This is a genomic window from Arsenicicoccus bolidensis DSM 15745 (assembly GCF_000426385.1).
Classification (GTDB): Bacteria; Actinomycetota; Actinomycetes; order Actinomycetales; family Dermatophilaceae; genus Arsenicicoccus; species Arsenicicoccus bolidensis.
Map to the genome: position 1 here is coordinate 34524 of NZ_AUFG01000017.1, position 13410 is coordinate 47933.

The following is a 13410-nucleotide window of genomic DNA, read 5'->3' on the forward strand; positions in this document are numbered from 1 at the left end:
CCGGCCCCCACCCCAGGGGCCGGACCACCTGCACGCTCCCGACGACGAGAGCGTGCCGTCCACTGGGAGTGACATGTCTCGAGTGCGCACCACGCGTGCCGCCGCCGCCCTCGCGGGGCTGGTGCTGGCCGCGTCCGCCACCACCGCCGCCGCGGCGCCCGCCGACCAGGGCGGAGCCGACGCCAAGGGCAAGAAGCCCGGCAAGGACAAGCTGGTCGACCTGCAGATCCTCGGCTTCAACGACTTCCACGGCAACCTCGAGGGCCCGACGGGCTCCAGCGGCCGGGTCGTCGTGGACCACCGCCTCGACCCCACCACCGGCAAGCCGGTCGACGTCACGGTCGACGCCGGCGGGTCGGCATACCTCGCCACCCACCTCAAGACCCTGCGCGAGGGCCAGACCCGCACGATCACCGCCGCGATGGGCGACCAGGTCGGCGCCTCCCCGCTGCTGTCCGCCGCGTTCCACGACGAGCCGACCATCGAGGCCATGAACCTCATGGGCGTCGGCGTGGGGACCATCGGCAACCACGAGTTCGACGAGGGCTACCGCGAGATGCTGCGCCTGATCAAGGGCGGCTGCCTCGACGACGGCGACGGCAAGGACAACCAGAACTCCTGCGCCGCCGGCGATTTCGAGGGCGCGGACTACCCGATGGTCGCGGCCAACGTGTTCTACAAGGGCACCAACCGCACCGTCCTGCCGGCCTACACGATCAAGGAGGTCGGCGGCGTCAAGGTCGGCTTCGTCGGCGCCGTGCTCAAGGACACCCCCAACATCGTCACCCAGGCCGGCGTGGCCGGTCTCGAGTTCCGCGACGAGGTGTCGACGATGAACGCCGCGGCCCGCGACCTGCAGCGCAAGGGCGTCAAGGCGATCGTCGCGATGGTGCACCAGGGCGGCTCGCTCAAGCAGCAGCAGTGGAAGGCCCCCGACGGCAAGACCTACCCCGTCAACCCGGCCTACGACGCCGTCTGCGGCAAGGGCGGCGAGCTCGACCCCAACAGCGACATCCTGCCGATCGCCCGCACCCTCTCGCCCAAGATCGACCTCGTCATGACCGGGCACACGCACCAGTCCTACGTGTGCGACGTGCCCGACCCGGACGGCCGGCCGCGCTACGTGACCTCGGCGCTGTCCTTCGGCCGGCTCGTGACCGACGCCCGGATGAAGTACGACACGAAGTCCCGTGACATCGTGCGCAGCTCGGTCCGGGTCGACAACCGCATCGTCACCCGCACCGTCACGCCGGACCCCGCGGTCAGCTCCCTGATCGCGAAGTACAAGGAGCTGGTCAAGCCCATCGCGAGCAAGGTGCTCGGCCGCATCACCACGGACGTCACCAGGACGCAGAACCCCGCCGGCGAGTCGGCGCTCGGGGACCTCATCGCCGACGCCCAGCTCGCCGACCCGTCGGTGGTCAGCAACGGCGTCAAGCCGGTCGTCGCCTTCATGAACCCCGGCGGCATCCGCACCGACCTCACCTACAAGGCGTCGGGCGCCGAGGGCGACGGCGTGGTGACCTACGAGGAGGCCTTCCAGGTCCAGCCGTTCAACAACTACCTGGTCTCGATGGACATGACGGGCGCGCAGATCTACACCCTGCTCGGCCAGCAGTTCACGGGCACCAACGCGTCCTTCCCCAAGGTGCTGCAGGTCAGCAAGGGCTTCCGCTACGAGCGGACCGCGGCGGGGGCGATCAGCAATGTCACCATCGGCGGCCAGCCGGTCGCCAACGGCGCGAGCCAGACCTACCGCATCGTGACCAACAACTTCCTGTCGGACGGTGGCGACGGCTTCCCGGTCTTCAAGGAGGCGACGGGCAAGCTCATCGGCGGCCTGGACATCGACGGCTTCGCGGCCTACCTCGCCGCGAGCTCGCCCTACACCCCGGGCCCGCTGGACCGCATCGTCCTGCGCTGACGATGCACGGGCAGGTCGTTCTCGTCGTCCCTGCCGTATGACGAGGCGCCCCGCTCCCGGGCTCACCGGGGGCGGGGCGCCTCGCTGCTCGGTGGGCGCAGCGGCGTGCCTCAGCGGCGTGCCTCAGCGGCCTGCCTCAGCGGCGCGGCGCCAGCGCCCGGCCGAAGACGAGCAGGATGAACAGCAGGACCGTCGCGACGTGGATCACGGTGCACCACAGGCAGATCGCCCCGATCCCGAACAGCTCGGCCCATACGAGGTAGAAGACCATCAGGACACCGACCCCCAGCAGGACGAGGCGCGGCAGGTCGAGGTCGGCACGACGCCACGCGGCCGGCAGGCAGAGCAGCGTCACGACGACGAAGTAGGCGAGACCGACGAGCGCCACGGGCAGGCCGAGGAAGGTCGCGTACTGGCTCTCGGTCACCTTGGCGCAGTTGAGCACCTCGCCCTCGGGGCAGGCGAGCGTCGCGCTCGCGGTGAAGTGCTCGTAGGTCAGGTAGGCCGACGCGAGCAGACCCACCAGCGACAGCAGCAGCGCTCCCGAGCGCAGCCAGCCGGGCAGACCGGACGTCACTGGTGGTCCTGGATCTTGGCGGCACCCGCCTTGACAGGGGCGGAGGAGCAGACGTCGGCGGGCTTGTTGCCGGTCTGCTCGCAGATGGCGGCCGTGATGACGTTGGCGCCGGAGAGGATCTGCTTGGTCGTCTCGTCCTGCGGGTCCTTGAGCGCGGTCGCGATCTGCTGGGTGGTCTTGCCCTCGAGGACGCGGACGTCGAAGATGCCGCCGGACTGGAAGGTCTTGCCCCCGATCGACAGGAACGGGATGGAGCCACCGCTGCCCTGCACGTAGGGCGGGAAGTCGTACTTCTTGAAGGTCGCGTCGTCCTCGCCCTCCAGGGTGTCGAGCTTGACGTACTGACCGTTGCGCTGCTCGGAGGTGGTCGTCTCGTAGCCGTTGAACGCCAGGGTGTCGCTCGTGTACGCAGCGCCGTGGTTCTGCTGGCTGAAGGACACGGTCGACAGCGGGTCGAGGCCGGACTCCTGGATGGACTTGCTCTCCGTGAGGGAGGTCCACTGGCCGAAGCGCCCGAGGGCCACCGCCGTGGACCAGCGCAGCCCGGCGCAGTACGGGCAGTACTCCGCACCGACGTACAGCACCTGCGGCTTGCCCTCGCGGGTGGCGGCGGGCGCGTCCTTGACCCGCTTCGGTCCGTTCGTGATCTGGTCGCTCACGCCCGCGGCGGCGAAGGCCGTCGCCGGGACGTCGTTGATCGCGGAGAGCGCGGCGGCGTCGAGCTTGACCGCACCCGCGGCGGCGGGGGAGGGCTTGTCCTTGTTGAGCACGGCCACGGCCACGATGGCGCCGATGATGGCGAGGACCACGAGGGAGGTGACGGCGGCGATGAGGAGCCGCCGCTTGCGCTCGGCCGCCTCCTGCTGGGCGCGGATCTCGGCGGCACGCTGACGGGCGGCCTGCTTGGCGTTGTTCGCGCGGTTCTTCTTGGCGGACAAGGGGGCTCCTGCACGGGTGGGGTGTGGACGCCGGGCGGGTCACGGTCCGTCACGCGCGTCGGCCTTCCGGGGGAGTGTATCGAGCCCACCAGGGGAAACCCCGGAGGGACTCGTCAGGGCGAAGACCCGACGAAACGGGGAGGTTCCTGTCAGAATGTGCGCAACGCCCAGGGCCCGAACGTGTCGTGCCGTGGTGACGATCCGTGATCGCAACCCGTGGGGGACTCGTGGAGATGGTGGACAGCCCGGCGCCTGCTGGCAACGACCGGCTGCCGGATGCCGTGGCACACCTCAAGACCGTCGTCGAGCGGGCGCAGTTCCCGATCGAGCTGGCCTCCACCGCCGAGGCTCGCGCCGCCCGCACCAGCCTGGTGACCCAGCTCGACGACTACGTCATACCGAGGCTGGCGGCGCTGGACGCGCCGCTCCTGGTCGTCGTCGGCGGGTCCACCGGCTCGGGCAAGTCCACCCTGGTCAACTCCGTGGTGCGCGAGACGGTCTCGCGCAGCGGCGTGCTGCGGCCCACGACCCGGGCCCCCGTCCTCGTGCACCACGAGGCGGACCGCGAGTGGTTCGCCACCAAGGTCCTGCCGCGCTTCGGCCGGCTCACCGGCCGCAGCGACAGCCAGGGCACCGTGGACGACGACATGAGCTCGGTCCGCCTGGTGACCTCCGACTCCCTCCCCGCCGGGCTGGCCCTGCTCGACGCCCCCGACATCGACTCCGTGGTCGCCGCCAACCGTGAGCTGTCCCGGCAGCTGCTCAACGCCGCCGACCTGTGGCTCTTCGTGACCACGGCGGCCCGGTATGCCGACGCCGTGCCCTGGGACCTCCTGCGAGAGGCGGGGGACCGCGGCACCTCGGTCGCGATCGTGCTGGACCGCGTGCCCGACGAGGCCGTCGTGGAGGTTCGCGAGGACCTTGCGCGGATGCTGGCCGAGCAGCGGCTGGACGGCGCCCCCATCTTCACGGTCCGCGAGACCGTCCTCGAGGAGGGCGGCCTGCTGCCCGAGGGCGAGGTGGGTCCGCTGCGGCGCTGGCTGGCCACCCTCGCGGAGGACGCCGGGGCCCGCCAGACGGTCGTCCGGCGCACGCTTTCGGGCGCCCTCGACTCGCTCTCGGGCCGCGTCACGGGGCTCGTCGAGGCGAGCGACGACCAGCAGATGGCCGCCTCGGGGCTGCGACGCGCGGCCGACCGGGCCTACGACGACGCCCTGGAGGGGGTCGAGCTCGGGGTCAGCGACGGCACCCTCCTGCGGGGCGAGGTGCTCGCCCGCTGGCAGGAGTTCGTGGGCACCGGCGAGTTCCTGCGCACCATCGAGTCCGGCATCGGCCGGATCCGCGACCGGATCACCGCCGCGGTCAAGGGCCAGCCCCAGCCCGCCGACCAGCTCGGCGAGGTGCTGCAGTCCGGTGTCGCCTCCCTCATCCAGGCCCAGGCCGACCGGGCCGCCTCCGACGTCCGTCGCCAGTGGCGCAACGCGCCCGGCGGCGAGGTCCTGCTGGCGCACCGCACGGGGCTCGGCATGTCCTCCGTCGACCTGCCCGACCGCGTCGACCGCCTGGTCCGCGACTGGCAGTCCGACCTGCTCGCGATGATCCGCGAGGAGGGCCAGGACAAGCGCACGACCGCGCGCGTCCTCGCCTACGGCGTCAACGCGCTGTCCGTGGTGCTGATGCTCGTGGTCTTCACCCACACCAGCGGGCTCACGGGCGCCGAGGGCGGGATCGCCGCGGGCTCCGCCGTCCTCGGGCAGCGCATCCTGGAGGCGATCTTCGGCGACCAGGCCGTGCGCGACCTGGCCCGCAAGGCTCGCCGGGACCTGATGGACCGGGTCCAGGCGCTGTACGCCGACGAGGAGCGCCGCTATCTCGAGGCGGTCGACGACGTCGCGGTGGACACCAACCAGTCGAGCGACCTGGCCCAGGCCGCCGTGAGCGTGAGGGCGGCCCGATGACCAGCATCCTGCGACGTCGCACGACCGAGGAGACCGCGCTCCCCGCTACCGAGCGCGCGCGGATCCTCGCCGAGGCGCTGCAGACCGGCGGCGCCGAGCTCAGCGAGCAGGCGGTGGCGCCGGCCCGCCGGATCGTCAACCAGACCCGCGAGCGCACCGCCCTCGTGGGGTCGCACACGGTCGTGGCGCTCGCGGGCGCCACCGGCTCGGGGAAGTCGTCGACCTTCAACGCCCTGGTCGGCGAGGACGTCTCGCGGGTCGGCGCCCGCCGGCCCACGACCTCGACGGCCAGCGCCGCGGTGTGGGGCGACGACCCCGCGACGCCGCTGCTCGACTGGCTCGGCGTCGGAGCCCGCCACCGCGTCGCCACCGACCCCGTCCACGGGCGCGCGGCCGACCTCGACGGGCTCGTGCTGCTCGACCTGCCGGACTTCGACTCGCGCACCCAGTCGCACCGGGCCGAGGCCGACCGCGTCCTGCAGCTGGTCGACGTCTTCGTGTGGGTCACGGACCCCCAGAAGTATGCCGACGCCCGCCTGCACGACGACTACATCCAGGTGCTCTCGGAGCACGACGCGGTCACCGTGGTCGTGCTCAACCACGCCGACCGGCTGTCGCCCGAGGGGGTGGAGCAGTGCACCGCCGACCTGGGCCGCATCCTCGCGGACGACGGGATCCCGTCGGCCGAGGTGATCCCCACGTCGGCCCGCACCGGGATGGGCCTGGACGTCCTGCAGCAGCGGCTCGCGGAGGCGGTCTCGTCACGCACGGCCGCCGAGCGCCGGCTCACGGGTGACCTGCGCGCCTCCGCGGAGGAGCTGCGCGACGAGGTGGGGTCCACCGACCCGCAGCTCCCGGACGGGCCCTCCGACGAGCTGGTCGCCGCCCTCGGACGCGCGGCCGGCGTGCCCGTCGTCCTCGAGGCGGTCGAGCGGGACTACCGCCGCGAGGCCGCTCAGACCACCGGATGGCCGTTCACGCGCTGGGGTCACGCCCTGCGGCCCGACCCGCTCAAGCGGCTGCGCCTCAAGGAGGACAACGACCTGGGCATCCAGGCCACCGACGTGCGCCGCACCATCGGCCGGTCCTCGCTGCCGCCGCCCACCCCGGCCGCCCGCGCCTCGGTGGACCTGGCCACCCGCCACCTGGCCGACGTGGCCTCCGAGGGCCTGCCGACCCGCTGGGCCGACGCCGTGCACCGGGCCGCCGCCCCCGAGGACAACGACCTGGTCGACTCCCTCGATCAGACGGTGCTCGAGGTGCCGCTGCGGGCCCGACGGCCGCTGTGGTGGAGCGTGTTCAACGGGCTGCAGTGGTTGTTCGCGCTCGTCGCGGTCGCGGGCCTGGTCTGGCTGCTGGTCCTGATGGGCCTCGGCTGGGCCCAGCTGCCGGTGCCCGAGCCCCCCACGGTCGGGATCCTGCCGTACCCGCTGCTCATGCTGGTCGGTGGCATCCTGCTCGGGCTCCTGCTCGCGGCGCTCGGCCGGGCCATCGCCCGGGCCGGCGCCCGGCGCCGCCGCGACGGCATAGGCCGGCGCTTCGACGCGGCGATCCACGACGTCGCGCAGGAGCGACTGGTCAGCGAGGTGCACGCGGTGCTCGCCCGGCACGCCCGCACCCGCGAGCTGCTCGACCAGGCGATCAAGAGCTAGCTGTACTCGGCCAACCGGTTGGCCGAGTGCAGCTAGCCGACTAGCCCAGCCAGCTCAGCCAGCTCAGCCAGCTCAGCCAGCTCAGCCAGCTCAGCCAGCCCAGGCATCGCCAGGGCTCCGGCCCGGAGCGGCGCCGTCGTCCACAGGGGACGGCGGCGTCGCGGCATTCCGCGTCGTCGTCCACAGGCTGCCGGCAGGCCCTGGCACCCGCGCCCTGCCCGTCCGACCCTGGGTCCACGACGTCCTTCCGACGAGGAGGACCCGACCAGGAGGACACCTCATGCACGAGACCATGATCACCGTGACCGGCAATCTCTGCGCCGACCCGGAGCTGCGGTTCACCCAGGGCGGCGACGCGTTCGCCGCCTTCCGGATCGCCTGCACCGAGCGCAAGCGCAACCGCGAGGGCGGCTGGGGCGACGGTCACACCAACTTCGTCCGGGTCACGGCTTTCCGGTCGCTGGGCCAGAACTGCGCGGCGACGCTCAAGCAGGGCACGCGCGTCATCGTGCGCGGCCGCCTGCGCGTCACGGACTGGGAGCAGGGCGAGCGCCGCGGGACCAACGTCGAGATCGACGCCCACTCCGTGGGCCCGGACCTCACCTTCGCCTTCGCCGACGTGACCAAGGGGGTCCACAGCTCCGGCACCGACCGCATGGCCGACCCCGAGGTCGCGGCGGCCAACGACCGCGGCGCCCTGCCCGACGGTGCGGAGCCGTCCGGGCTGCCCGAGGCGGACGGCTACGGCGGGCACGCCGGCAGCGGGCTCGAGGGCGAGCTGCCGGAGGCCATCGGCGTGGGGGCGGGCGTCGGTGCTGGCGTCCACGTCGCCGACGTCGACGACGAGGAGGACTACGACGTCGATGCCGACGGTGTCGTCACGGAGCGCGAGCCGTCGTTCGCCTGAGGTGTCCGGGACGCCCCGGTCGCGCGGTGCCCGGCCCCTGACCGGGGCACCGCGCGACCAGCGTCGACGGATTCGTTGAGCCTGGCCGGCGACCGATAGCCTGAGGGGCATGGCGGAGTTCATCTACACCATGTCCAAGGCCCGCAAGGCCGTCGGTGACAAGGTCATCCTCGACGACGTGACGATGTCGTTCTTCCCCGGAGCCAAGATCGGGGTCGTCGGCCCCAACGGTGCCGGCAAGTCGACGATCCTCAAGATCATGGCGGGGCTGGACCAGCCCTCCAACGGCGAGGCCCGGCTCTCCCCGGGATACAGCGTGGGGATCCTGCTGCAGGAGCCGCCCCTGACCGAGGACAAGACCGTCCTCGGCAACGTCGAGGAGGGCGTCGGCGAGATCAAGGCCAAGGTCGACCGCTTCAACGCGATCTCCGCCGAGATGGCCGACGAGGGCGCCGACTTCGACGCCCTCATGGAGGAGATGGGCAAGCTCCAGGAGGACATCGACCACGCCGACGCGTGGGACCTCGACTCCCAGCTCGAGCAGGCCATGGACGCCCTGCGCTGCCCGCCCGGCGACGCCGACGTCACCGTCCTGTCCGGTGGTGAGCGCCGCCGCGTCGCCCTGTGCAAGCTGCTGCTGTCCAAGCCCGACCTGCTCCTCCTCGACGAGCCCACCAACCACCTCGACGCCGAGTCGGTGCTGTGGCTGGAGCAGCACCTCGCGTCCTACCCCGGCGCCGTCCTGGCCGTCACGCACGACCGGTACTTCCTGGACAACGTCGCGGAGTGGATCTGCGAGGTCGACCGCGGCCGCCTCTACGGCTACGAGGGCAACTACTCCAAGTACCTCGAGTCCAAGGCCGCGCGCCTCGAGGTCCAGGGCAAGAAGGACCAGAAGCTCCAGAAGCGACTCCGCAGCGAGCTCGAGTGGGTCCGCTCCAACGCCAAGGGCCGCCAGGCCAAGTCCAAGGCCCGCCTGCAGCGCTACGAGGAGATGGCCGCGGAGGCCGACCGCACGCGCAAGCTGGACTTCGAGGAGATCACGATCCCGCCCGGCCCGCGCCTCGGCAGCACCGTGATCGAGGTCAACGACCTCAAGAAGGGCTTCGGCGACCGGGTCCTCATCGACGGCCTGTCCTTCTCGCTGCCCCGCAACGGTATCGTCGGCGTCATCGGCCCCAACGGCGTCGGCAAGACGACGCTGTTCAAGACCATCGTGGGCCTGGAGGAGGCCGACTCCGGCAGCGTCCGCGTCGGTGACACCGTCGACATCTCCTACGTCGACCAGAGCCGCGCCGGGATCGACCCCGACAAGAACCTCTGGGAGGTCGTGTCCGACGGGCTCGACTACATCCAGGTCGGCAAGGTCGAGATCCCGTCGCGCGCCTACGTCTCGCAGTTCGGGTTCAAGGGCCCGGACCAGCAGAAGAAGGCGGGCATCCTCTCCGGTGGCGAGCGCAACCGCCTCAACCTCGCGCTCACCCTCAAGCAGGGCGGCAACCTGCTGCTGCTCGACGAGCCGACGAACGACCTCGACGTCGAGACCCTCGGCTCCCTCGAGAACGCCCTGCTGGAGTTCCCCGGCTGCGCCGTGGTCATCAGCCACGACCGGTGGTTCCTGGACCGCGTCGCGACGCACATCCTGGCCTACGAGGGCACCGAGGAGGACCCCTCGGCGTGGTACTGGTTCGAGGGCAACTTCGAGGCCTACGAGAAGAACAAGATCGAGCGCCTTGGCGAGGACGCCGCCCGTCCGCACCGCGTCACCTACCGCAAGCTGACGCGCGACTGACCTCCGCGGTCGCGCGAGAGCCGCACCCCGAGCCCGCTTCCGGGCGTCCGGGGTGCGGCTCTCGGCATACGAGATGGTCCGCGCCGTCGGCGATGAAGGCTCGCGGGGCGGGGTAGGGGGAGGGGGACGCCGCACGTCCGCGACGCCGACCGTCCTACTCCCAGGAGGTTCGTGCATGGCCAAGCCCACCGTCGCCGACCAGCTCGTCGCTCACCTGAAGTCCCTTGGGGTGCAACGCATCTACGGGCTCGTTGGGGGACAGCCTCAACCCCGTCACCGACGCCATCCGCCGGGATGGTGAGATCTCCTTCTTCGCGGTCCACAACGAGGAGGCCGCCGCCTTCGCCGCCGCCGCCGAGTCCCGCCTCACCGGCCGGCTCGCCGTCTGCGCGGCGTCCTGCGGCCCCGGCAACACCCACCTCGTCCAGGGCCTCTACGACGCCAACCGCGGCGGCGCCAAGGTCCTGGCCATCGCGAGCCACATCCCGTCGCCGCAGATCGGCACCTACTTCTTCCAGGCGACCCACCCCGAGCAGCTGTTCGCGGAGTGCAGCCACTACGCCGAGGTCGCCAACAGCCCTCGCCAGGCCGCCCGGATCCTGCACATCGCCACCCAGACCGCCATCGCCCGCAGCGGCGTCTCGGTCCTGGTCCTGCCGGGCGACGTCGCCGAGGAGCCGGCGGTCGACGCCCCCGCCCTCGGTCACACCTCGGAGCGCCCGCCGCGCCACGTCCCGGACCCTGCGGTGGTCACGGACCTGGCTCGCCTGCTCGACCGGGCCAAGAAGCCCATGCTCTTCGTCGGGGCCGGGGTGCGCGGCGCCCACGACCAGGTCATGGCGCTGGCCGACGCGCTGAAGGCACCGGTCGGACATGCCCTCGGCGGCAAGGAGTGGATCCAGTTCGACAACCCCTACGACGTCGGCATGAGCGGGCTGCTCGGCTACGGCGCGTGCGCCGAGGCGATGGATCAGGCCGACCTCGTCCTGCTCCTCGGCACCGACTTCCCCTACGACCAGTTCCTGCCGCAGGACACGGTGATCGTGCAGGTCGACCGGTATGGCGAGCGCCTGGGGCGTCGCGCCACGCTGTCCCTGGCGGTCGAGGGGGACGTGGACGCGACCATCGAGGCTCTGCTGCCGATGCTCGGGCGCGAGCGGGACGGTCGCTTCCTGCAGCGGATGCTCAAGGAGCACGCCTCGACGCTCGACAAGGTGGTCAAGGCCTACACGCGCGACGTGGACACGATGGTCCCGATCCACCCGGAGTACCTCGCCTCGATCCTCGACGACCTGGCCTCCGACGACGCCGTGTTCACCGTCGACACGGGCATGTGCAACGTGTGGGCGGCACGCTTCCTGACGCCCAACGGGAGACGCCGGGTCCTCGGCTCCTGGCACCACGGCACGATGGCCAACGCCCTGCCGCACGCGATCGGCGCTGCCGCGAGCCAGCCCGGGCGACAGGTGATCTCGATGTCCGGCGACGGCGGGCTGTCGATGCTGATGGGCGAGCTGGTGACCGTCGCCGAGCACCAGCTGGACGTCAAGATCGTGGTGTTCAACAACTCCACGCTCGGCATGGTCAAGCTCGAGATGCTCGTGGACGGCCTCCCGGACTACGGCACGGACCGCGCGCACGTGGACTACGCCGCCATCGCTCAGGGCTGCGGCATCACGAGCATCCGCATCACCGACCCCAAGGACGTCCGCGAGGGTCTGAGCCGGGCGCTCGCCACGCCCGGACCCGTGCTCGTCGACGTCGTGACCGACCCCAACGCGCTGTCCATCCCGCCCGAGATCACCCTCGAGCAGGTGACGGGCTTCGCGTCCGCAGCCACCAAGACCGTGCTCGACGGCGGCGTCGGCAAGATGGTGGACATGGCCCGGGCCAACCTGCGCAACATCCCCCGCTGACCGAGTCACCTGCGGGGCGGACGCCCGCGGCTCGAGCGCCCGGCTCGGGCGCCCTCGGCGGGGGTGCTCGAGCGCCCGGAGCCTGCGGCCCTGACGGCGGCTCAGCCCTTGAGCCGGAGCATGCCCTCCTGGGCGACGGTGGCGGCGAGCCTGCCGTCGGGCGTGAACATGTGACCCATCCCGAGACCGCGGCCGCCCTGCGCGCTGGGGGAGTACTGCGTGTAGAGCATCCACTCGTCCGCGCGAGCCGGCCGGTGGAACCACATGGCGTGGTCGAGGCTCGCGGCCCGCAGCCGCCGGTCGACCCACGCGATCCCGTGACGCCGGATGACGGGCTCGAGCAGGGCGTAGTCGCTGGCGTAGGCCATCACGGCCGCGTGCACCAGCGGGTCGTCGGGCAGCGTGCCGACGGCACGGAGCCACAGCTCCTGGTGGGCGACCTGCTCGGCGGCGGGCTGGGACCAGAGGTCCTCGCGCACGTGCCGCAGGTCGATCGGCCGGCCGTAGGCCAGGTGCTTGGCCGCGGGGTGGTCGACGTGGCCGTACTTGTCGGCGACGCTCGGGAGCGTCTCCGGCCCGGGCACGTCGGGCATCGTGTCCTGGTGGTCGAGCCCGCCGGCGGGCTCCTGGAAGGACGCCGTCATCGACAGGATGACCTGGCCCTCCTGCATGGCGTGCACCCGGCGGGTCGAGAAGGACCGCCCGTCGCGCATCCGCTCGACGGAGAACCTGATCGGCCTGGCCACGTCCCCCGGTCGCACGAAGTAGCCGTGGAGCGAGTGGATCGGGCGGGGCACCCCGCCCGCGTCGGTGCCGACGGTGCGCCCGGCCGCGATGATCGTCTGCGCGAGCACCTGCCCTCCGAAGACCCGCCGGTGGGGCTGCCACTGGCTCTTGCCCTCGAAGATCTCGCGGTCGGGGTCGCCGAGGATCTGCTCGGTGAGGAAGGACTCGGGGCCGGCGTCGGTGCGCGCGCTCACGGTCATGCGCGCGGTCCCGAGGTGGTCCAGGTCGAGGATCTCGAGCAGCTCGGCGAAGGGGTCCGGGTGGGGTGGCGTCACCTGCAGCACGATAGTCGCCGCAGGGCCATCCAGATGACGTCCAGGCAGTGTTCGAAGCAAGTCCGTCCGGGGGTCTCACCCCGGGGGCTACGGTGAGCGCGCCGAGCGTCACTCGTGCCCGGCCCTGACACCGTCGTCATCGTCATCTGGGGGATTCATCATGTCCGCTCTCACCCGCCGCCTCGCCGCCGCCACGACCGCCCTCGCCGCGGTCGGCGCCGTCTCGGTCACCACCCTGCCCGCCGCCGACGCTGCGACCTCCTGCCGCGTGCGCTGGGGCTCGCAGAACAAGGCCATCAACCTGTCCAGCCCGGTCACCGGCACGCCCGTCGCCGACCTCCGCACCGGGCACCACGCGTGCTACGACCGCGTGGTCTTCGAGCTCAAGGGTCGCACCGGCGCGACGGTGGCGGGCTACGTCGGCACCGCCCGCTCCCCGCAGGTCATCGCCGTCGGCTCGCGCACCAACCTGGTGCCGATGGGCGTCAAGCCGGGCCAGGCGCTGCCCACGCGGTTCTCCACCGTGCGGGGCGTCGTCTACGCCGGCAAGGTGGACGGCCTCGACGCCGTCGGCATCGTGACCCGGGCCCGCCTGCCCTACCGCGTCTTCGTCGTCAAGGGCCCGGGCGCCAACAACCGGGTCGTCGTGGACGTCGCGCACCGCTGGTGACCCGGCCGCCCTGGC

The 13410-nt window shown here is 72.0% G+C and carries 9 protein-coding genes and 1 pseudogene; 7 read left to right on the forward strand and 3 right to left on the reverse strand.

From position 1 onward, the window contains the following. Positions 1–73: 73 nt before the first annotated feature. Entirely contained in the window at positions 74–1924 is a 1851-nt protein-coding gene (locus K313_RS0110845) for a bifunctional metallophosphatase/5'-nucleotidase (protein WP_029211638.1), read from the forward strand. A 136-nt stretch (positions 1925–2060) separates the two neighbouring features. Here K313_RS0110845 and K313_RS0110850 read toward each other — a convergent pair whose 3' ends face one another. Next, entirely contained in the window at positions 2061–2501 is a 441-nt protein-coding gene (locus tag K313_RS0110850; RefSeq protein ID WP_029211639.1) for a vitamin K epoxide reductase family protein, read from the reverse strand. After that, positions 2498–3439 carry a DUF929 family protein gene (locus K313_RS0110855; RefSeq protein WP_029211640.1) on the reverse strand — a complete coding sequence of 314 codons (942 nt, stop codon included), beginning with the start codon at positions 3437–3439 and terminating at the stop codon, positions 2498–2500. The genes K313_RS0110850 and K313_RS0110855 overlap by 4 nt, the downstream gene beginning before the upstream one ends. A 203-nt stretch (positions 3440–3642) precedes the next feature. Between K313_RS0110855 and K313_RS0110860 the strand changes: the two genes are divergently transcribed. The 5 genes and pseudogenes from K313_RS0110860 (at position 3643) to K313_RS20865 (ending at position 11664) form a co-directional block, all read left to right on the forward strand. Further along, positions 3643–5397, forward strand: coding sequence for a dynamin family protein (locus tag K313_RS0110860; RefSeq protein ID WP_240483971.1), 1755 nt, complete (start codon positions 3643–3645; stop codon positions 5395–5397). Beyond that, the gene (locus tag K313_RS0110865; protein ID WP_029211642.1) at positions 5394–7049 is read left to right on the forward strand and encodes a GTPase; all 1656 of its coding nucleotides are present in this window, start codon (positions 5394–5396) and stop codon (positions 7047–7049) included. The genes K313_RS0110860 and K313_RS0110865 overlap by 4 nt, the downstream gene beginning before the upstream one ends. 280 nt (positions 7050–7329) lie before the next feature. Next, positions 7330–7956, forward strand: a complete 627-nt coding sequence (ssb, locus tag K313_RS20860; RefSeq protein WP_029211643.1) for a single-stranded DNA-binding protein — start codon at positions 7330–7332, stop codon at positions 7954–7956. A gap of 109 nt (positions 7957–8065) precedes the next feature. After that, positions 8066–9748, forward strand: coding sequence for an energy-dependent translational throttle protein EttA (gene ettA, locus K313_RS0110880; RefSeq protein ID WP_029211644.1), 1683 nt, complete (start codon positions 8066–8068; stop codon positions 9746–9748). A 175-nt stretch (positions 9749–9923) separates the two neighbouring features. Beyond that, positions 9924–11664: pseudogene (locus K313_RS20865) on the forward strand (pyruvate dehydrogenase). A gap of 101 nt (positions 11665–11765) precedes the next feature. Here K313_RS20865 and K313_RS0110890 read toward each other — a convergent pair. Beyond that, positions 11766–12731, reverse strand: coding sequence for an acyl-CoA thioesterase (locus K313_RS0110890; RefSeq protein ID WP_420804907.1), 966 nt, complete (start codon positions 12729–12731; stop codon positions 11766–11768). Between the two features lie 154 nt (positions 12732–12885). Between K313_RS0110890 and K313_RS0110895 the strand changes: the two genes are divergently transcribed. Continuing rightward, on the forward strand, positions 12886–13395 hold the full coding sequence (locus K313_RS0110895; protein WP_019287763.1) for an AMIN-like domain-containing (lipo)protein: 510 nt from the start codon (positions 12886–12888) through the stop codon (positions 13393–13395). Positions 13396–13410 lie beyond the last annotated feature (15 nt).